This is a genomic window from Micromonospora sp. 050-3 (assembly GCF_046549335.1).
Lineage (GTDB): Bacteria > Actinomycetota > Actinomycetes > Mycobacteriales > Micromonosporaceae > Micromonospora > Micromonospora trifolii.
This window is the reverse complement of record NZ_JAJPVX010000003.1, coordinates 229987-247081: the sequence shown is the minus strand read 5'-3', so window position 1 is coordinate 247081 and position 17095 is coordinate 229987. Positions and strand designations below refer to the sequence as shown.

The window sequence follows — 17095 nt, the reverse complement described above, 5'->3', positions numbered from 1 at the left end:
CTCTCAGACCCGGCGACGCTTCGGCGGACGGCACCCGTTGTGCGGCTGCGGGGTGACGTCGGCGATCTGGCCGACCTCGAGGCCCACGGCCTGCAGCGAACGGATGGCGGTTTCCCGGCCGGAGCCGGGGCCCTTGACGAACACGTCGACCTTGCGCATGCCGTGCTCCATGGCGCGACGCGCGGCAGCCTCGGCGGCCAGCTGCGCAGCGAACGGAGTCGACTTGCGGGAGCCCTTGAAGCCGACCTGGCCAGCGGAGGCCCAGGAGATGACCGCACCGGTCGGGTCCGTGATGGACACGATGGTGTTGTTGAACGTGCTCTTGATGTGCGCCTGCCCGTGGGCGACGTTCTTGCGTTCCTTGCGCCGGACCTTCTTTACAGCGGCTCCGGCACGAGCCTTCGGTGGCATAAGTCTGTGCGCTCCTAGTTGACTTTCCGGATTGGGTTGCGGCCTGACCCACCTCGGCGGCGGCCGACCCCGTCATCCGGTCAAGAACTACTTCTTGCCGGGCTTCTTCTTGCCGGCGACGGTCCGCTTCGGGCCCTTGCGGGTCCGGGCGTTGGTCTTGGTCCGCTGGCCACGCACGGGCAGGCCCCGGCGGTGCCGGATGCCGGCGTAGCAGCCGATCTCAACCTTGCGGCGGATGTCAGCGGCGACCTCGCGGCGCAGGTCGCCTTCAACCTTGTAGTTGCCCTCGATGTGGTCGCGGAGCTGCACGAGCTCCTCGTCCGTGAGGTCCCGAGCGCGCTTGTCCGGCGAGATGCCGGTAGCGGCGAGTGTCTCCAGGGCGCGGGTGCGACCGACCCCGAAGATGTAGGTGAGCGCGATCTCCAACCGCTTTTCGCGGGGGAGATCCACGCCGACTAGACGTGCCATGTGCGGGCGTACTCCTCGTGATGTGTGGCGGAGGTGTGGACCCGTCCCACCCCGCTACCGGCCGTCCCGTCTTTCCGACGCGGTGAGCGCCGGCGACCGGGATCGGTCGCTGCCCGAGCGGGCCCCGGCCTCCGACCGGGGGTCAGCCACGCAGAGGTACGACTGGCGTACCGCTCGCGGCTGGGACGAGCATGTGTGATGTGTGTGTCGCTGGGGATCCGCCTGGACCAACGCCACCCGGCCGGTGTTACGGCCGGACGGGCTGAGTCAGCCCTGGCGCTGCTTGTGGCGCGGGTCGCTGCAGATGACCATGACCCGGCCGTGCCGGCGGATAACCCGGCACTTCTGGCAGATCCTCTTGACGCTCGGCTTGACCTTCACGGTTGCCTTACTTCCCATCTGGCCCGGGGACGCGCTCTGCGCGACACCGGACGTCGAAGACGGACACGGGACTTCCCGGCCGTCGTCAGGACTACTTGTAGCGGTAGACGATGCGCCCGCGGGTCAGGTCGTACGGCGAAAGTTCGACGACGACCCGGTCCTCCGGAAGGATGCGGATGTAGTGCTGCCGCATCTTGCCGCTGATGTGAGCCAACACCTTGTGGCCGTTCGCGAGCTCCACCCGGAACATGGCGTTCGGCAGGGGCTCGATGACCCGACCCTCGATCTCAATGGCTCCGTCTTTTTTCGGCATGTCCTCCGCTGTCCTGACGTCGATTGCTCCGGGCGGCCCACAACGTCTTACACGGAAATCTGATCAGAATCAGAAGCCCGCGCCAGCCGCGGCTCCAGCTCCCACCGAAGCGCAGGGTGGGCATGCCGGAGTGGACGCTGTGCGCCGATCTGAAAGTGTACGCCGGCCTGGTGTCCCCCGCCAAACCGACCACCCACCAACCCGCGCGCCGCCCCATCCGGCCCCACCCTCAGCTCCGTTGATCATGGAGTTGTTGTCACGACACGCCGGAGCCGGCGGCATCAACTTCATGATCAACGGGACGGGCGGGGGTTGGGGGGATCAGAGAGTTGGGGATTGTTCGTCCGGTTTGGCGGCGCGCTTTGCCTGCTTGCGCTCTCGGCGGCGTTGGCGCTTGACGGCCTGGCGCTGGGGCTCTTTTCCGGCCAGCCCGGTGACCGTGCGGACCATCAGCACCGCGCCCCAGGGCCCCGCCACCCAGCCCGGCCAGAAGTAGAGCAGGTCCTGGCTGAGCAGCGACGTCACCGCCCAGATGGTCACCACGATGGCGATCACCCGTAGGTAAGGGAACCACACCTCAGCCAACCAGCGGGCGGTGACGCCCGCGGTGGGGGCCGGACCAAGCTGGTCACCCAGCTGGCTCACCGTCGACCTGGCGACCGGCGCCAGGCCCGACCGCTGCGCTGGCGTCACCGGCGGGAGGTCGGTGAGCAGGGCCTCAAGGTCGGCGTACGTGCGTGCCGCGTAGGCCCGCTGCAACCGCTCGTCGTACTCGTGCAGATCCAGTCGACCCTCGTCGAGGGCGACCCGCAACCGGTCGGCCACCGCCGCACGGTCCGAGTCCGCGGCTCGCATCCCGTCGCGCCCGTCCATGCCGGCAAGCATGCCACCGTCGCGCCAATCCCGCCCGAACCCTGCCCATCGGTCGATCATGAAGTTGTTGCCCGCCTCGCCGGCGTGTCAGAGCAATAACTTCATGATCGACGGGAGGAAGCGGGGTTAGGGGGTTTTTGTGGCTGCGGGTTGGCGGGCGGTTACCAGGTCGCCCAGGCGGGCGCGGCCACCGTCGAACGCGGTGAGCACCCAGACGCCGTCCGGCAGCAGCGCCATCGAGTGCTCGACGTGCGCGGCCACCGAGCCGTCCCGGGTGACGACCGTCCACCCGTCGGCCAACTCGACAGTACGCGGGGACGCCATGGTGATCATCGGCTCGATGGCCAGGGCCATGCCGGGAACGAGCCGCGGACCCTTGCCCGGCCGACCGTGGTTGAGCACGTGCGGGTCCTGGTGCATCTCGGTGCCGATGCCGTGCCCGCCGTAGCCGTCGACGATGCCGTACCGGCCGCCCTTGCGGACAGCGGTCTCCACAGCGTGCGAGATGTCGGTCAGTCGACCCTTGCCGCTTGCCGCGCCACGCGCCGCGGCGGCAATGCCGGCCCACATCGCGTCCTCGGCGACCTCGGCCATCGTCAGCAGCGCCGGGTCGACGTCACCGACCCCGACCGTGATCGCGGAGTCGCCGTGCCACCCGTCCAGCACCGCGCCGCAGTCGATGGAGATCAGGTCGCCGGCCTGGAGCACCTGCTTCGGCGACGGGATGGCGTGCACGATCTGCTCGTTGACCGAGGAGCAGATCGACGCCGGGAAACCGTGGTAGCCCTTGAACGACGGAGCGCCACCCGCCTCGCGGATGGTCGACTCGGCGATCGCGTCCAGATCGGCGGTGCTCACACCGGGGGCGACAGCCTCCCGCATCCGGCGCAGCGCCTCGGCCACCACCAGCCCGGCGGCCCGCATCTTCTCGATCTGGTCAGGGGTCTTCAGCTGGATGTCCAGCTGGGGACGACGCATGGAGCGGTTACCTTTCGTTGCCGAACAGCGGGGCACATAACGCGTACCCCGCCGTTCGCACTCTATCCGCCGTGGCCCGGCCGGACCTCAGCCGCCGTACGACCGCAACGCGTCGATGGCCCGGGTGGTGACGTCCTCCACCGGCCCGGTGGCGTCGATCCCGACCAGCTTGCCCTGGGCGCCGTAGTAGTCGACAAGGGGTGCGGTCTTCTCGCTGTACTCACGAAGCCGCGTGGCGATCGTCTCCGGCTTGTCGTCGTCGCGCTGGAACAGCTCGGCGCCGCACCGGTCACAGATGCCAGGCCGGGTGGTGGCGTCGAACTCGACGTGCCAGATCTTGCCGCAGCCCCGGCAGGTACGCCTGCCGGAGAGCCGCCGGATCACCTCGTCGTCGTCGACGACCAACTCCAGGACCAGGTCCAGGGCGGTGCCCAGATCGGCCAGGAGCTTGTCCAGTGCGGCCGCCTGCGGAGTCGTCCGCGGGAAGCCGTCGAGCAGGAAACCCTCGCTGGCGTCGGGCTCGGCCAGCCGGTCCCGGACCATGTTGATGGTGACCTCGTCCGGAACCAGCTCGCCCGCGTCCATGTACCGCTTCGCCTCGACACCGAGCGGCGTGCCCTGGGTGACGTTCGACCGGAAGATGTCTCCGGTCGAAATCTTCGGCACCGAGAGGTGCGCGGCGATGAACTCGGCCTGCGTGCCCTTGCCCGCGCCCGGCGGGCCAACCAGAACGAGTCTCATCTACCGCAGGAACCCTTCGTAGTTCCGCTGCATGAGTTGGCTCTCGATCTGCTTCACGGTCTCCAGACCGACGCCGACCATGATGAGCACAGCGGTGCCGCCGAACGGGAAGTTCTGGTACTGCTGGTTGTCCAGCCAGATGAAGAAGAAGTTCGGCAGGATCGAGATGACGCCGAGGTAGAGCGCGCCCGGCAGGGTGATCCGGCTGAGGATGAAGTCCAGGTAGTCGGCGGTCGGCTTGCCCGGGCGGATGCCCGGCACGAACCCGCCGTACTTCTTCATGTTGTCCGCGACCTCGGTCGGGTTGAACGTGATCGAGACGTAGAAGTACGTGAAGAAGATGATCAGCAGGAAGTAGACCGAGATGTAGATCGGGCTGCTCGGGTTGACCAGGTTGTTCTGGATCCACGACTGGGTCTTGCCCGGGTCGGTCTGGTCGAAGAACTGCAGCGCCAACTGCGGCAGGTAGAGCAGCGACGAACCGAAGATGACCGGGATCACACCCGCCTGGTTGACCTTCAGCGGGATGTAGGTCGAGGTGCCGCCGTACATCCGCCGGCCGATCATCCGCTTGGCGTACTGCACCGGGATCCGGCGCTGCGCCTGCTCGATGAAGGTGACAGCGGTGATGACCACCAGGACCAGCGCGATGACCAGGGCGAACATGTCCCAGCCCTTGCTGGTCTTGATCTGCCAGCCCTCGCTGGGCAGCCGCGCCGCGATCGAGGTGAAGATCAGGACGGACATGCCGTTGCCGACGCCGCGGTCGGTGATCAGCTCACCGAGCCACATGACCATGCCGGTGCCGGCGGTCATCGTCATCACCAGGATGGCCAGGGTCAGCCAGTCCGGGATGCCGGTGCCGGTGGGGATGATCGGGAACTGGTCGCACTTGTTCTGGAACAGCTGCCCGGAGCGGGCCAGGGCCACGAAGGCCGAGGCCTGGAGCACACCGAGGCCGAGGGTCAGGTAGCGCGTGTACTGCGTGATCTTCGCCTGACCGGCCTGGCCCTCCTTGCGGAGCTGCTCCAAGCGGGGGATCACGACGGTCAGCAGCTGCAAGATGATCGACGCGGTGATGTAGGGCATGATGCCCAGCGCGAAGACCGAGAGCTGTAGCAGCGCTCCGCCGGAGAAGAGGTTGAGAAGGTTCACCACCCCGGTGGTGTCACCCTGGATGGTGTCGAGGCACTTCTGCACGTTGCCGTACGAGACGCCCGGGCTGGGGAGCGTTGCACCCAGCCGGTAGACCGCGATGATGCCTACTGTGAACAGCAGCTTCTTGCGCAGGTCAGGCGTACGGAACGCACTGAGAAAGGCGGACAGCAACTTCTTCCTCCTGCGCGAGGCGGGCCGCCGGTGATCCCTGGCGGGTCGGGGTGGATCACGGGCGAGTGCCCGCAATCCATGGCTGGGATGGGACTCTAACAGCCTCACCCCGGTCCGGGCAGATGCGCCCGACTACATAAATCGATTCCGATGTTACCGGGCGCTCAGGCCCCGGGCAGACCATGGCGCCCGCCAGTTGCTCTCAACTGGACGGGCGCCATGGTCGTACGCCTTACAGCTCGGTGACGGAGCCACCGGCGGCAGCGATCTTCTCCTTGGCCGACGCACTGAACGCGTGCGCGGACACCTGGAGCGCCACACCGCCGAGGTCCCCGGTGCCGAGGACCTTGACCGGGTGACCCTTGCGGACCGCGCCGGACTCAACGAGCTCCAGCGGGCCGACCTGACCACCATTCGGGAACAGCTCAGCGAGTCGGTCCAGGTTGACCACCTGGAAGACCACCTTGAACTTGTTCTTGAAGCCCTTCATCTTCGGCAGGCGCATGTGGATGGGCATCTGCCCACCCTCGAACGCCGCCGAGATGTTCTTGCGGGCCTTGGAGCCCTTGGTACCGCGACCAGCGGTCTTGCCCTTGGAACCCTCACCGCGACCCACACGGGTCTTCGCGGTCTTGGAACCGGGCGCCGGGCGCAGGTGATGCACCTTGATCGTCATTACTCGACCTCCTCGACCTTCACGAGGTGGCTCACAGTGAAGATCATGCCGCGGATCTCGGGCCGGTCCTCCTTGACCACCACGTCGTTGATCCGCTTGAGACCGAGCGAACGCAGCGACTCACGCTGGTTGTGCTTGGTCCCGATACCGGACCGGAGCTGGGTGACCTTCAGGCGTGCCATCAGCGCGCCACCCCCGCACGCGACGCCAGCATGGCGGCCGGCGCGACGTCCTCCACCGGCAGACCACGACGCGCCGCGACCTGCTCGGGGGACTCAAGCCCCTTCAGGGCCGCCACGGTGGCGTGCACGATGTTGATCGGGTTCGACGAACCGAGGCTCTTGGAGAGCACGTCGTGGATCCCGGCGCACTCCAGCACGGCACGCACCGGTCCACCGGCGATGACACCCGTACCGGCCGAGGCCGGCTTGAGCAGCACCACACCAGCGGCGTCCTCACCCGTCACCGGGTGCGGGATCGACTGACCGATCCGCGGAACCTTGAAGAAGTGCTTCTTGGCCTCCTCGACACCCTTGGCGATGGCCGCGGGCACCTCCTTGGCCTTTCCGTAGCCCACGCCGACCGTGCCGTCGCCGTCGCCCACGATCACCAGGGCGGTGAAGCTGAAGCGACGACCACCCTTCACGACCTTGGCGACGCGGTTGATCGCGACGACCCGCTCAAGGTGCGGGGTCTTCTCGACGGGCGCGTTTCCGCGGCCGCCCTCACGGCGGTTGTCGCGGCGACCACCCTCGTTGCCACCGGACCCGCCGCCACGGCGCTGTTGACCTGGCATCAGCAGCCTTCCTTCTCTCTCGTGACGGGGTTGTTAGAACTCGAGCCCGGCTTCGCGGGCGGCGTCGGCAAGCGCGGCGACTCGCCCCGCGTACCGGTTGCCGCCGCGGTCGAAGACGACCTTGGAGACGCCGGCGGCCTTGGCCCGCTCGGCGAGCAGCGCGCCCACCTTGCCAGCCAGGGCGCTCTTGTCGCCCTCCGCACCGCGCAGCGAGGCGTCCAGGGTCGACGCCGACGCCAGGGTGTGACCCTTGGTGTCGTCGACGACCTGGGCGACCATGTGCCGCAGCGAGCGGGTGACGACCAGGCGCGGACGCTCGGCCGTACCGCTGACGTTCTTGCGGACGCGGAAGTGTCGACGCGCACGCCCAACGGCGCGCTTGGCGGCGACACCGCGGCGGCGCTTGAGCAGCGTGGCGCTCACTTCTTACCTGCCTTTCCAGCCTTGCGGCGGATGACCTCGCCCTGGTACTTGACGCCCTTGCCCTTGTAGGGCTCCGGCGGGCGGATCTTCCGGATGTTGGCGGCGACCTCACCGACCTGCTGCTTGTCGATGCCAGCCACGTGGAACAGGGTCGGCCGCTCCACCGTGAAGGTGATGCCCGCCGGGGCGGGGACGACCACCGGGTGCGAGAACCCGAGCGCGAACTCGAGGTCCGAACCCTTGGCGGTGACCCGGTAACCGGTGCCGGCGATCTCCAGGCTCTTGCGGTAGCCCTCGGTGACCCCGACGATCATGTTGGCAACCAGCGTACGGCTCAGGCCGTGGAGTTCCTTGGCCTTGCGCTCGTCGTTCGGCCGGTTGACGCTCAGCTGCCCATCCTCGGCCCGCTCGACCGTGATCGGCTCGGCGAGGGTGTGCTGGAGCTGGCCCTTGGGGCCCTTGACCTTGACGGTCTGCCCGTCGATCGTGATGTCGACGCCGGCTGGCACCGGGATCGACTTACGTCCAATTCGCGACATTTCTACCTGTCTCCCGTTACCAGACGAAGGCGAGGACTTCCCCGCCAACACTCCGCTTGCGGGCCTGCCGGTCGGTCAGCAGCCCCTGGGACGTCGAAATGATCGCCACGCCCAGCCCACCGAGCACCCGCGGGAGCCCGTCCGACTTGGCGTACACCCGGAGACCGGGCTTGGACACGCGCTTGATGCCGGCCAGGCTCCGCTCGCGGTTCTGGCCGTACTTCAGCTCGACGACCAGTCGCTTGCCGACGGCGCCCTCCTCGGGCTCCTCGACCGACCAGGTGGCGATGTAACCCTCGGCCTTCAGGACCTCGGCGATGTTCGCCTTGATCTTGGAGTAGGGCATCTTCACCTGATCGTGGTACGCCTGGTTGGCGTTACGCAGACGCGTGAGCATGTCTGCGATCGGGTCGGTCATCGTCATGGATTTCGTCAGCCTTTCTCGCCGGGGTTCCCGGGGCATCAGCCCCGGGCCTACGGCGAAGAGCAATACCTAATCGGTGCAGGAGTTCCCGGCCGACGGCCGGGACGCGGTCGCCCTTACCAGGAAGCCTTGGACACGCCCGGCAGCTCACCGCGGTGAGCCATCTCCCGGATGCAGACCCGGCAGAGCCCGAACTTGCGGTAGACCGCCTTCGGACGCCCGCACCGCTGGCAGCGGGTGTACGCGCGAACCGAGAACTTCGGCTTCGCGGCCGCCTTGATGATCAGCGCCTTCTTGGCCATCTCAGTTCTCCTTGAACGGGAAGCCCAGGAGCTTGAGCAGCGCCCGTCCCTCGTCGTCGGTCGTGGCGGTCGTGACCACCGTGATGTCCATGCCCCGCTGGCGATCGATCCGGTCCTGGTCGATCTCGTGGAACACCGACTGCTCGGTCAGACCGAACGTGTAGTTGCCGTGCCCGTCCAGCTTGCGCCCGTCCAGGCCGCGGAAGTCGCGGATACGCGGCAGCGCGATGGAGAGCAGCCGGTCCATGAACTCCCACATCCGGTCGCCGCGAAGGGTCACCTTCGCGCCGATCGGCATGCCCTCGCGCAGCTTGAACTGCGCGATGGACTTGGTCGCCCGCCGCACCTGCGGCTTCTGGCCGGTGATCGTGGCGAGGTCGCGGACCGCGCCGTCGATCAGCTTGGCGTCGCGAGCAGCCTCGCCGACACCCATGTTGACGACGATCTTGACCAGCCGCGGCACCTGCATGGGGTTGCCGTAGCTGCGCTGCTCACGCAGCTGGGCCACGATCTCGTTGCGGTACCGCTCCTTGAGGCGCGGCAGGGTCTTTTCGGTAGCCGTGGTCATCACAGGTCCTTACCGGTGCTACGCGCGATGCGGACCTTCTGGCCGTTGTCGTCGATCCGGTAACCGACGCGGGTCGGCTTGCCGTCGGAGTCCAGGACCTGCACGTTCGAGACGTGGATCGGGGCCTCCTGAGTGACGATGCCACCGGTCTTGGCGCCACGCTGGGTGGTGCTGATGCGGGTGTGCTTCTTGACCCGGTTCACGCCCTCGACAAGGACCTTGTCCTGCCGCGGGTAGGCCTGAATGACCTTGCCCTTGGCACCCTTGTCCTTGCCGGCGATGACGACGACCGTGTCGCCCTTCTTGACCTTCACGGTCACAACACCTCCGGCGCGAGGGAAATAATCTTCATGAACCGCTTGTCCCGCAGCTCCCGGCCCACCGGGCCGAAGATACGGGTTCCACGCGGGTCCCCGCCGTCCTTGATGATGACGGCGGCGTTCTCGTCGAAGCGGATGTACGAGCCGTCCGGACGCCGCCTCTCCTTGGCCGTGCGAACGACGACAGCCTTGACGACGTCGCCCTTCTTCACACCGGCACCCGGGATCGCGTCCTTGACCGTGGCCACGATGACGTCGCCGATGCTCGCGTAGCGCCGACCCGAGCCACCGAGAACCCGGATGCACAGGATCTCCCGAGCACCCGTGTTGTCGGCGACGCGAAGTCGCGACTCCTGCTGAATCACGTCTATCTCCTATGTCTGCCGGTTCTCCGGCCGCCGTAGCGGCCGGAGCCTGGCGGAACCTACGCCCGACGCAACGCCGGGCGAGCTCGAGCCTTCGCTACTTGGCCTTTTCCAGGATCTCCACGATCCGCCAACGCTTGGTGGCGCTCAGCGGCCGGGTCTCCATGATGAGAACCCGGTCACCGGTGCCAGCGGCGTTCTGCTCGTCGTGCACCTTCAGCTTGGCCGTACGGCGCATGATCTTGCCGTACAACGCGTGCCGAACCCGGTCCTCGACCTCGACGACGACGGTCTTGTCCATCTTGTCGCTGATCACCAGGCCCTCGCGGACCTTGCGGCGCGACCGCGCGGCGGCGGTGGCGGTCTCTTCGGTCATGATGCAGTCACCTCAGTCGGCGCGGCCGAGAGCCCCAGCTCACGCTCACGCATGATCGTGTAGATCCGGGCAATCTCCCGACGGATGACCTGCAACCGCCGGTTGTTGTCCAGCTGCCCGGTTGCGGCCTGCACGCGGAGGTTGAACAGCTCCGCCTTGGCCTCCCGCAGCTTCGTGACCAGCTCCTCTTCGGAGAGCTCACGCAGCTCGGTCGCCTTAACGCCCGCTGCCATCAGGATTCACCCACTTCGCGCGTAACAATGCGGCACTTCATCGGGAGCTTGTGGATCGCGCGACGCATGGCCTCTCGCGCGGTCTGCTCGTTGGGGAAGGACATCTCGAAGAGAACCCGCCCCGGCTTGACGTTGGCGACCCACCACTCGGGCGAACCCTTACCGGAACCCATCCGGGTCTCGGCAGGCTTCTTGGTGAGGGCCTGGTCCGGGAAGATCGTGATCCAGACCTTGCCACCACGCTTGATGTGGCGAGTCATCGCGATACGTGCCGACTCGATCTGCCGGTTCGTCACGTACGCCGGCTCGAGAGCCTGGATCCCGAACTCGCCGAACACCACCCGGTTACCACCCTTGGACGCGCCACTGCGGTCCGGGTGGTGCGGCTTGCGGAAGCCCTTCGGGGGCTTGCGCGGCATCAGCATCTGTCAGCCCTCCTGCTGCGTTTCTGCCGGAGCAGCAGTGGCGGCGACAGCTGCGCTGTCGACCGGCTCGCCGCTCGGCGTCTCGGCCTGCTGCGCGATGGTGGTCGCAGCAGCCCGACCGGCCTCGGTGCCACCAGCCGTGGTGCCGGACGAACCCGACCGGCCACGGCGCGGACGCTCGGGACGGTCGCCGCGCTCACCACGACGCGGGCGGGACGGACCGGCCTCGGCCGGAGCTTCCCGGCCCGGGACGGCGTCGCCCTTGTAGATCCAGACCTTCACACCGATCCGACCGAACGTGGTACGGGCCTCGAAGAAGCCGTACTCGATGTTGGCCCGCAGCGTGTGCAGCGGAACCCGGCCCTCACGGTAGAACTCGGTCCGGCTCATCTCGGCGCCGCCGAGGCGACCCGAGACCTGAACCCGGATGCCCTTGCAGACCGGGTTCTTCATCGCCGACTGCATGGCCTTGCGCATCGCCCGACGGAAGCTGACCCGGCTGGACAGCTGCTCGGCCACGCCCTGCGCGACCAGCTGAGCGTCCGACTCGGGGTTCTTCACCTCGATGATGTTCAGCTGAACCTGCTTGCCGGTGAGCTTCTCAAGCTCGCCGCGGATCCGGTCGGCCTCCGCACCCTTACGGCCGATGACGATGCCCGGCCGGGCGGTGTGGATGTCGACCCGGACCCGGTCGCGGGTGCGCTCGATGTCGACCTTGGAAATCCCGGCACGCTCGAGGCCCTTGGACATCATCCGGCGGATCTTTACATCCTCGCCGATGTAGTCCTTGTAGAGCTTGTCCGCGAACCAGCGGGACTTCCAGTCGGTCGAGATGCCGAGCCGGAACCCAGTGGGGTGAACCTTCTGACCCATTACTCGGCGTCCTCCGTCTTGCTCTGCGCTTCGGCCGGTGCGGCCTCCGTGGCCGGGGCGGCCTTCTTCGCCGCGGCCTTCCTCGGCGCTGCCGGCGCGACCGCTTCGACCGCCACAGTGATGTGGCAGGTGCGCTTGCGGATTCGGTACGCCCGACCCTGCGCCCGCGGCTGGAACCGCTTCATCGTCGGGCCCTCGTCCACGAAGGCCTCGCTGACGAGCAGCGCGTCGGGGTCCAGCCGCTCGTTGTTCTCCGCGTTGGCGATCGCGCTAGCGAGCACCTTGTACACCTGCTCGCTCGCAGCCTGCGGCGCGAACTGCAGCACCGTGAGCGCCTCCTTCGCGGGCAGGCCGCGGACGAGGTTGACCACCCGGCGCGCCTTCATCGGCGAGATGCGCACGTGCCGCGCAACCGCCCGCGCGCCCGGAAGCACCGGAGCGTCGCCCTTTCCTGGCATCGCTGTAACCCCTTGTTCCCTCTATCCGTATGCCCGCGGCGTCAGCGCCGACGGCTCTTCCGGTCGTCCTTCTCGTGACCCTTGAACGTGCGGGTCAGCGCGAACTCGCCGAGCTTGTGCCCGACCATCGCCTCGGTCACGAACACCGGGACGTGCTTGCGTCCGTCATGCACGGCGATCGTGTGCCCCAGCATCTCGGGGATGATCGTCGAGCGCCGCGACCAGGTCTTGATCACGTTCTTGGAGCCCTTGTCGTTCTGAACTTCCACCTTCTTGAGCAGGTGGTCGTCTACGAACGGGCCCTTCTTCAGGCTGCGAGGCATGTCTTATCTCCCTCAGCCGCGCTTACGCGTGGCGTAGCGGCGGCGGACGATCAGCCGGTCACTCGGCTGGCCCTTACGGCGGGTGCGGCCCTCGGGCTTACCCTGCGGGTTGACCGGGTGGCGACCACCGGAGGTCTTACCCTCACCACCACCGTGCGGGTGGTCGACCGGGTTCATGGCGACACCACGGACGGTCGGGCGCTTGCCCTTCCACCGCATCCGGCCGGCCTTGCCCCAGTTGATGTTCGACTGGTCGGCGTTGCCGATCTCGCCGACGCTGGCGCGGCAGCGCACGTCCACCCGCCGGATCTCGCCGGACGGCATACGAAGGGTCGCGTACGCGCCCTCGCGGCCGAGCAGCTGGATGCCGACGCCGGCGGAACGGGCCAGCTTGGCCCCGCCACCCGGACGCAGCTCCACGTTGTGGATCGTCGTACCGACCGGGATGTTGCGCAGCGGCAGGTTGTTACCCGGCTTGATGTCAGCGCCCGGGCCGGACTCGACGCGGTCGCCCTGCTTCATGTCCTTCGGCGCGATGATGTATCGCTTCTCGCCGTCGGCGTAGTGCAGCAGCGCGATGCGCGCCGTGCGGTTCGGGTCGTACTCGATGTGAGCGACCTTCGCCGGCACGCCGTCCTTGTCGACCCGCTTGAAGTCGATCAGACGGTACTGACGCTTGTGACCGCCACCGTGGTGCCGCGTGGTGATCCGGCCGTGGGCGTTACGCCCGCCCTTCTTCGGCAACGGAGCCAGCAGCGACTTTTCCGGCGTGGACCGGGTGATCTCGGCGAAGTCAGCGACACTCGAGCCACGTCGGCCCGGCGTCGTCGGCTTGTACTTACGGATAGCCATTGTCTACACCCCTCAGCTGACCGGGCCGCCGAAGGCCTCGATGCGGTCACCGTCAGCCAGCTTCACGATCGCCCGCTTGGTCGCCTTGCGCTGACCGAAGCCGGTCTTGGTGCGCTTGCGCTTACCTTGGCGGTTGAGCGTGTTGACCGTCAGGACGCGGACGTTGAAGATCTGCTGGATAGCGATCTTGATCTCGGTCTTGTTCGCGTCCGGGTGCACCAGGAAGGTGTACCAGTTCCGGTTCAGCTCGCTGTAGCTCTTCTCCGAGACGACCGGCGCCACGATGATGTCGCGCGGGTCGGCGATCGTGCTCACTTGCCACCCTCCTCGGTGGTCTCGGCGGGCACGCCCAGGAACTCGTCCAGGGCGTCCTTGGTGAAGACCACGTCGTCGGCCACCAGCACGTCGTACGTGTTCAGCTGGCCGGACTCGATCAGGTGCACCCGCGGCTCGTTGCGCAGCGACACCCAGTTCAGCTCGTCGGTGCTGCTCAGCACGACCAGGACCCGACGGGCCTCGGTGAGCTGGGTCAGCGTGGCCAGAGCGGCCTTGGTCGACGGCTTCTCGCCCGAGACGAACGCCTCGACGACGTGCACCTGCCCGGCGCGGGCCCGGTCGGAGAGGGCACCCCGCAGAGCGGCGGCCTTCATCTTCTTCGGGGTCCGCTGGCTGTAGTCGCGCGGCACGGGACCGTGCACGACGCCACCGCCGGCGAACTGCGGCGCGCGGATCGAGCCCTGGCGGGCGCGACCGGTGCCCTTCTGCTTGTACGGCTTCTTGCCGCCACCGGCGACCTCGCCGCGGGTCTTGGCCTTGTGCGTGCCCTGTCGGGCCGCCGCGAGCTGGGCCACCACGACCTGGTGCATCAGCGCGACGTTGGCCTGCACGTCGAAGATGTCCTCCGGCAGCTCCACGGAGCCGCTGGTGGTGCCTTCGACGGTGCGCACGTCAACGGTGGTCACTTGGCCGCACCGCCCTTCTTCACCTTGCTCTTGGCCGCGGTACGGACCAGAACGAGCGCGCCCTTGGGACCAGGAATGGCACCCCGGACGAGCAGCAGGTTGTTCTCGGTGTCGACCGCCTGGACGGTGAGGTTCTGCACGGTGTACCGCACGCCACCCATACGGCCGGCCATCCGGGTGCCCTTGAAGACACGACCCGGAGTGGCGCAGGCGCCGATGGAGCCGGGCGAGCGGTGCTTGCGCTCGACGCCGTGCCCGGCGCCCAGGCCGTGGAAGCCGTGCCGCTTCATCGGGCCGGCGTAGCCCTTGCCCTTGGTCTTGCCGGTGACGTCGATGGTGACGCCGGCCGGGAACTCCTCGACAGTGACTTCCTGGCCGAGCGAGTATTCCCCAGCGTCCGTGGTGCGCAGCTCGACGATGTGCCGGCGCGGCGCCACGTCCGCCTTGGCGTAGTGCCCGCTGACCGGCTTCTTGACCTTGCGCGGGTCGATGGTGCCGTACGCGAGCTGGACCGCGGAGTAACCGTCCTTCTCGGCGCTACGAACCTGGCTGATGACGCACGGGCCGGCCTCGACCACGGTCACGGGAACAACACGGTTGTTCTCCCAGACCTGGGTCATGCCGAGCTTGGCGCCCAGGATCCCCTTGACTTGCCTGTCCATTTGTCCGGTCCCTACAGCTTGATCTCGATGTCGACGCCAGCCGGCAGGTCGAGGCGCATGAGCGAGTCGACCGTCTTCGGGGTCGGGTCGATGATGTCGATCAGCCGCTTGTGCGTGCGCATCTCGAAGTGCTCGCGCGAGTCCTTGTACTTGTGCGGCGAGCGGATAACGCAGAAACGGTTGATCTCCGTGGGCAGCGGCACCGGGCCCGCGACCTGCGCCCCGGTGCGCGTCACCGTCTCGACGATCTTCCGAGCCGAGGAGTCGACGACCTCGTGGTCATAGGCCTTGAGCCGGATGCGGATCTTCTGTCCCGCCATGGTGGCTTCTGTTCCTTCTCTCGATGCCGCTGTGTTGCGGGCGCCTGTACCGGCTGGCACAGGCCCACTTCGCCGACCCCCGCGGTCGGGCGTGTCGCGCCCTCGGGCCGAGCTCCGCCCCTAGGTACCGGAGTGGTGCTGACCGCACGGGGGGTCAAGGCGCCGATCGCATTACCGCGACCTGAACGCCGTACGAGGGTGGTTGGCGACTGGGCCGCCAACCACCCTACGCTCGACTGACTCGCCACCCGGAGGTTCAGCGAAAGCCGAACACAGGCGACGAACTGTCGTTACGCAACCTGACTAGTATGCCGCACGACCGGCGGCGGGTCTAATCGGGGTTACCTAGTTCACTTGTTAATCTTGGTGACGAACCCGGCGCCGACGGTGCGGCCACCCTCGCGGATCGCGAACTTGAGGTTCTCCTCCATGGCGATGGGCTGAATCAGCTTCACCGACATGGACGTGTTGTCACCCGGCATGACCATCTCGGTGCCCTCGGGGAGGGTGACGACACCGGTGACGTCAGTGGTCCGGAAGTAGAACTGCGGACGGTAGTTCTGGAAGAACGGGGTGTGACGGCCACCCTCCTCCTTGGAGAGGATGTAGACCGTCGCCTCGAACTCCGTGTGCGGGGTGTTCGAGCCCGGCTTCACGACGACCATGCCGCGCTCGACCTCGTCGCGCTTGGTACCACGCAGCAGCAGGCCGACGTTCTCGCCTGCGCGGGCGTCGTCCAGGGTCTTCCGGAACATCTCGATCGCGGTGACCTTGGTCTTGAAGCTCTTCTCCTTGATACCGACGAGCTCAACATCCTCGTTCGGCAGGAGAACGCCGCGCTCCACGCGACCGGTGACGACGGTGCCACGACCGGTGATCGTGAAGACGTCCTCAACCGGCATCAGGAACGGCTTGTCAACCTCGCGCTCCGGCTGCGGGATCGAGGTGTCGACAGCGGTCATCAGGTCCAGCAGCTTGCCGGTCCACTCGGGGTCACCCTCGAGGGCCTTCAGCGCCGAAACCCGAACGACCGGCAGGTCGTCACCCGGGTACTCCTGCGAGGAGAGCAGCTCACGGACCTCGAGCTCGACGAGCTCCAGGAGCTCCTCGTCATCGACCATGTCGCTCTTGTTGAGCGCCACGACGATGTACGGCACACCGACCTGACGGGCCAGCAGCACGTGCTCGCGGGTCTGCGGCATCGGGCCGTCGGTCGCCGCGACCACCAGGATCGCGCCGTCCATCTGCGCGGCACCGGTGATCATGTTCTTGATGTAGTCGGCGTGCCCAGGGCAGTCGACGTGCGCGTAGTGCCGCGACTCGGTCTGGTACTCGACGTGCGCGATCGAGATCGTGATGCCGCGGGCCTTCTCCTCCGGCGCCTTGTCGATCTCGTCGAACGGCGTGTAGGGGTTCAGGTCCGGGTACTGGTCGTGCAGGACCTTGGTGATGGCCGCCGTCAGCGTCGTCTTACCGTGGTCGATGTGACCAATGGTGCCGATGTTGACGTGCGGCTTAGTCCGCTCGAACTTAGCCTTCGCCACTGGTGTCCTCCTGTGGACTTCTTGGTTCGTACGCCCGGCGCGCCGGTCGGCGCTTAGGACTCTGTCGACAGCCTTTCCGGCCTGACGGCCGGAGAGCCTTTGTGGGTTCTGCGGCGATGAAGCCTACAGGCCCGGTCTCACGCGATCCGATCGTGGTGGT

30 protein-coding genes are annotated in these 17095 nt (G+C 67.3%); all 30 read right to left on the bottom strand.

The genetic code is table 11. The annotated features are described in order from the left end of the window. Window positions 1-3 precede the first annotated feature (3 nt). Complete coding sequence (gene rpsK / locus ACLJOK_RS29210; RefSeq protein WP_030329919.1) at window positions 4-411, bottom strand: 30S ribosomal protein S11; 408 nt, start codon at window positions 409-411, stop codon at window positions 4-6. Window positions 412-498: 87 nt separating this feature from the next. After that, window positions 499-879, bottom strand: a complete 381-nt coding sequence (gene rpsM / locus ACLJOK_RS29205) for a 30S ribosomal protein S13 (RefSeq protein ID WP_030329917.1) — start codon at window positions 877-879, stop codon at window positions 499-501. Between the two features lie 267 nt (window positions 880-1146). After that, window positions 1147-1260: a 50S ribosomal protein L36 gene (rpmJ, locus tag ACLJOK_RS29200; protein WP_088952025.1), complete on the bottom strand. Its 114-nt coding sequence runs from the start codon at window positions 1258-1260 to the stop codon at window positions 1147-1149. A 91-nt stretch (window positions 1261-1351) separates the two neighbouring features. After that, window positions 1352-1573: a translation initiation factor IF-1 gene (gene infA / locus ACLJOK_RS29195; protein ID WP_007073013.1), complete on the bottom strand. Its 222-nt coding sequence runs from the start codon at window positions 1571-1573 to the stop codon at window positions 1352-1354. 321 nt (window positions 1574-1894) lie between these two features. Next, entirely contained in the window at window positions 1895-2428 is a 534-nt protein-coding gene (locus ACLJOK_RS29190; protein ID WP_410822212.1) for a DUF1707 domain-containing protein, read from the bottom strand. 144 nt (window positions 2429-2572) lie between these two features. Then, window positions 2573-3424, bottom strand: a complete 852-nt coding sequence (map, locus tag ACLJOK_RS29185; protein WP_410821766.1) for a type I methionyl aminopeptidase — start codon at window positions 3422-3424, stop codon at window positions 2573-2575. An 87-nt stretch (window positions 3425-3511) separates the two neighbouring features. Further along, window positions 3512-4165 (bottom strand): adenylate kinase, encoded by a 654-nt coding sequence (locus ACLJOK_RS29180; RefSeq protein ID WP_088950228.1) that lies wholly within the window; start codon window positions 4163-4165, stop codon window positions 3512-3514. Continuing rightward, window positions 4166-5494, bottom strand: a complete 1329-nt coding sequence (gene secY, locus ACLJOK_RS29175) for a preprotein translocase subunit SecY (protein WP_124860510.1) — start codon at window positions 5492-5494, stop codon at window positions 4166-4168. Between the two features lie 232 nt (window positions 5495-5726). Then, on the bottom strand, window positions 5727-6170 hold the full coding sequence (gene rplO, locus ACLJOK_RS29170; RefSeq protein WP_030329906.1) for a 50S ribosomal protein L15: 444 nt from the start codon (window positions 6168-6170) through the stop codon (window positions 5727-5729). After that, window positions 6170-6352 carry a 50S ribosomal protein L30 gene (rpmD, locus tag ACLJOK_RS29165; protein ID WP_007465262.1) on the bottom strand — a complete coding sequence of 61 codons (183 nt, stop codon included), beginning with the start codon at window positions 6350-6352 and terminating at the stop codon, window positions 6170-6172. Before rpmD ends, rplO begins: the two co-directional genes overlap by 1 nt. Beyond that, entirely contained in the window at window positions 6352-6966 is a 615-nt protein-coding gene (rpsE, locus tag ACLJOK_RS29160) for a 30S ribosomal protein S5 (protein ID WP_007465263.1), read from the bottom strand. The genes rpmD and rpsE overlap by 1 nt, the downstream gene beginning before the upstream one ends. 33 nt (window positions 6967-6999) lie before the next feature. Beyond that, window positions 7000-7377 (bottom strand): 50S ribosomal protein L18, encoded by a 378-nt coding sequence (gene rplR, locus ACLJOK_RS29155; protein ID WP_181518401.1) that lies wholly within the window; start codon window positions 7375-7377, stop codon window positions 7000-7002. An 8-nt stretch (window positions 7378-7385) separates the two neighbouring features. Then, a complete protein-coding gene (rplF, locus tag ACLJOK_RS29150; RefSeq protein ID WP_091402383.1) occupies window positions 7386-7928 on the bottom strand; it encodes a 50S ribosomal protein L6 in 543 nt (180 codons plus the stop codon). A 16-nt stretch (window positions 7929-7944) separates the two neighbouring features. Then, the gene (gene rpsH, locus ACLJOK_RS29145; protein ID WP_007465270.1) at window positions 7945-8352 is read right to left on the bottom strand and encodes a 30S ribosomal protein S8; all 408 of its coding nucleotides are present in this window, start codon (window positions 8350-8352) and stop codon (window positions 7945-7947) included. A 116-nt stretch (window positions 8353-8468) separates the two neighbouring features. Further along, window positions 8469-8654 (bottom strand): type Z 30S ribosomal protein S14, encoded by a 186-nt coding sequence (locus tag ACLJOK_RS29140; protein WP_007465272.1) that lies wholly within the window; start codon window positions 8652-8654, stop codon window positions 8469-8471. A 1-nt stretch (window position 8655) separates the two neighbouring features. Next, window positions 8656-9222, bottom strand: coding sequence for a 50S ribosomal protein L5 (rplE, locus tag ACLJOK_RS29135; RefSeq protein WP_091402385.1), 567 nt, complete (start codon window positions 9220-9222; stop codon window positions 8656-8658). Next, window positions 9222-9542 carry a 50S ribosomal protein L24 gene (rplX, locus tag ACLJOK_RS29130; protein ID WP_172899047.1) on the bottom strand — a complete coding sequence of 107 codons (321 nt, stop codon included), beginning with the start codon at window positions 9540-9542 and terminating at the stop codon, window positions 9222-9224. The genes rplE and rplX overlap by 1 nt, the downstream gene beginning before the upstream one ends. Continuing rightward, window positions 9539-9907, bottom strand: a complete 369-nt coding sequence (gene rplN / locus ACLJOK_RS29125) for a 50S ribosomal protein L14 (protein WP_007465279.1) — start codon at window positions 9905-9907, stop codon at window positions 9539-9541. The genes rplX and rplN overlap by 4 nt, the downstream gene beginning before the upstream one ends. Window positions 9908-10004: 97 nt before the next feature. Beyond that, a complete protein-coding gene (gene rpsQ / locus ACLJOK_RS29120; RefSeq protein ID WP_030489590.1) occupies window positions 10005-10283 on the bottom strand; it encodes a 30S ribosomal protein S17 in 279 nt (92 codons plus the stop codon). Further along, entirely contained in the window at window positions 10280-10516 is a 237-nt protein-coding gene (rpmC, locus tag ACLJOK_RS29115) for a 50S ribosomal protein L29 (RefSeq protein ID WP_007465283.1), read from the bottom strand. The genes rpsQ and rpmC overlap by 4 nt, the downstream gene beginning before the upstream one ends. Continuing rightward, the gene (gene rplP, locus ACLJOK_RS29110; protein ID WP_053653940.1) at window positions 10516-10941 is read right to left on the bottom strand and encodes a 50S ribosomal protein L16; all 426 of its coding nucleotides are present in this window, start codon (window positions 10939-10941) and stop codon (window positions 10516-10518) included. The genes rpmC and rplP overlap by 1 nt, the downstream gene beginning before the upstream one ends. A gap of 3 nt (window positions 10942-10944) precedes the next feature. After that, window positions 10945-11814, bottom strand: a complete 870-nt coding sequence (rpsC, locus tag ACLJOK_RS29105; RefSeq protein WP_091402401.1) for a 30S ribosomal protein S3 — start codon at window positions 11812-11814, stop codon at window positions 10945-10947. Beyond that, window positions 11814-12272, bottom strand: a complete 459-nt coding sequence (rplV, locus tag ACLJOK_RS29100) for a 50S ribosomal protein L22 (protein ID WP_007465297.1) — start codon at window positions 12270-12272, stop codon at window positions 11814-11816. The genes rpsC and rplV overlap by 1 nt, the downstream gene beginning before the upstream one ends. Before the next feature lie 41 nt (window positions 12273-12313). Then, window positions 12314-12595, bottom strand: a complete 282-nt coding sequence (gene rpsS, locus ACLJOK_RS29095; protein WP_007465299.1) for a 30S ribosomal protein S19 — start codon at window positions 12593-12595, stop codon at window positions 12314-12316. Between the two features lie 12 nt (window positions 12596-12607). Further along, entirely contained in the window at window positions 12608-13447 is an 840-nt protein-coding gene (gene rplB, locus ACLJOK_RS29090; protein ID WP_088950237.1) for a 50S ribosomal protein L2, read from the bottom strand. Window positions 13448-13459: 12 nt separating this feature from the next. Next, window positions 13460-13762, bottom strand: a complete 303-nt coding sequence (gene rplW, locus ACLJOK_RS29085) for a 50S ribosomal protein L23 (protein WP_007465304.1) — start codon at window positions 13760-13762, stop codon at window positions 13460-13462. Beyond that, window positions 13759-14409, bottom strand: a complete 651-nt coding sequence (rplD, locus tag ACLJOK_RS29080) for a 50S ribosomal protein L4 (RefSeq protein ID WP_410821765.1) — start codon at window positions 14407-14409, stop codon at window positions 13759-13761. Before rplD ends, rplW begins: the two co-directional genes overlap by 4 nt. Further along, a complete protein-coding gene (rplC, locus tag ACLJOK_RS29075) occupies window positions 14406-15071 on the bottom strand; it encodes a 50S ribosomal protein L3 (RefSeq protein ID WP_366612191.1) in 666 nt (221 codons plus the stop codon). The genes rplD and rplC overlap by 4 nt, the downstream gene beginning before the upstream one ends. A gap of 11 nt (window positions 15072-15082) precedes the next feature. Next, window positions 15083-15391: a 30S ribosomal protein S10 gene (rpsJ, locus tag ACLJOK_RS29070; protein WP_007073037.1), complete on the bottom strand. Its 309-nt coding sequence runs from the start codon at window positions 15389-15391 to the stop codon at window positions 15083-15085. Window positions 15392-15741: 350 nt separating this feature from the next. After that, on the bottom strand, window positions 15742-16935 hold the full coding sequence (tuf, locus tag ACLJOK_RS29065) for an elongation factor Tu (RefSeq protein ID WP_030489585.1): 1194 nt from the start codon (window positions 16933-16935) through the stop codon (window positions 15742-15744). Between the last annotated feature and the right edge of the window lie 160 nt (window positions 16936-17095).

Bases quoted from the DNA above. Each gene is read 5' to 3' on its own strand.
- rpsK (WP_030329919.1), bottom strand. From the start codon at position 411: ATGCCACCGAAGGCTCGTGCCGGAGCCGCTGTAAAGAAGGTCCGGCGC.
- rpsM (WP_030329917.1), bottom strand. From the start codon at position 879: ATGGCACGTCTAGTCGGCGTGGATCTCCCCCGCGAAAAGCGGTTGGAG.
- infA (WP_007073013.1), bottom strand. From the start codon at position 1,573: ATGCCGAAAAAAGACGGAGCCATTGAGATCGAGGGTCGGGTCATCGAG.
- ACLJOK_RS29190 (WP_410822212.1), bottom strand. From the start codon at position 2,428: ATGCGAGCCGCGGACTCGGACCGTGCGGCGGTGGCCGACCGGTTGCGG.
- map (WP_410821766.1), bottom strand. From the start codon at position 3,424: ATGCGTCGTCCCCAGCTGGACATCCAGCTGAAGACCCCTGACCAGATC.
- ACLJOK_RS29180 (WP_088950228.1), bottom strand. From the start codon at position 4,165: ATGAGACTCGTTCTGGTTGGCCCGCCGGGCGCGGGCAAGGGCACGCAG.
- rplO (WP_030329906.1), bottom strand. From the start codon at position 6,170: ATGACGATCAAGGTGCATCACCTGCGCCCGGCGCCCGGTTCCAAGACC.
- rpmD (WP_007465262.1), bottom strand. From the start codon at position 6,352: ATGGCACGCCTGAAGGTCACCCAGCTCCGGTCCGGTATCGGGACCAAG.
- rpsE (WP_007465263.1), bottom strand. From the start codon at position 6,966: ATGCCAGGTCAACAGCGCCGTGGCGGCGGGTCCGGTGGCAACGAGGGT.
- rplF (WP_091402383.1), bottom strand. From the start codon at position 7,928: ATGTCGCGAATTGGACGTAAGTCGATCCCGGTGCCAGCCGGCGTCGAC.
- rpsH (WP_007465270.1), bottom strand. From the start codon at position 8,352: ATGACGATGACCGACCCGATCGCAGACATGCTCACGCGTCTGCGTAAC.
- ACLJOK_RS29140 (WP_007465272.1), bottom strand. From the start codon at position 8,654: ATGGCCAAGAAGGCGCTGATCATCAAGGCGGCCGCGAAGCCGAAGTTC.
- rplE (WP_091402385.1), bottom strand. From the start codon at position 9,222: ATGACCACGGCTACCGAAAAGACCCTGCCGCGCCTCAAGGAGCGGTAC.
- rpsQ (WP_030489590.1), bottom strand. From the start codon at position 10,283: ATGACCGAAGAGACCGCCACCGCCGCCGCGCGGTCGCGCCGCAAGGTC.
- rpmC (WP_007465283.1), bottom strand. From the start codon at position 10,516: ATGGCAGCGGGCGTTAAGGCGACCGAGCTGCGTGAGCTCTCCGAAGAG.
- rplP (WP_053653940.1), bottom strand. From the start codon at position 10,941: ATGCTGATGCCGCGCAAGCCCCCGAAGGGCTTCCGCAAGCCGCACCAC.
- rpsC (WP_091402401.1), bottom strand. From the start codon at position 11,814: ATGGGTCAGAAGGTTCACCCCACTGGGTTCCGGCTCGGCATCTCGACC.
- rplV (WP_007465297.1), bottom strand. From the start codon at position 12,272: ATGCCAGGAAAGGGCGACGCTCCGGTGCTTCCGGGCGCGCGGGCGGTT.
- rpsS (WP_007465299.1), bottom strand. From the start codon at position 12,595: ATGCCTCGCAGCCTGAAGAAGGGCCCGTTCGTAGACGACCACCTGCTC.
- rplB (WP_088950237.1), bottom strand. From the start codon at position 13,447: ATGGCTATCCGTAAGTACAAGCCGACGACGCCGGGCCGACGTGGCTCG.
- rplC (WP_366612191.1), bottom strand. From the start codon at position 15,071: ATGGACAGGCAAGTCAAGGGGATCCTGGGCGCCAAGCTCGGCATGACC.
- rpsJ (WP_007073037.1), bottom strand. From the start codon at position 15,391: ATGGCGGGACAGAAGATCCGCATCCGGCTCAAGGCCTATGACCACGAG.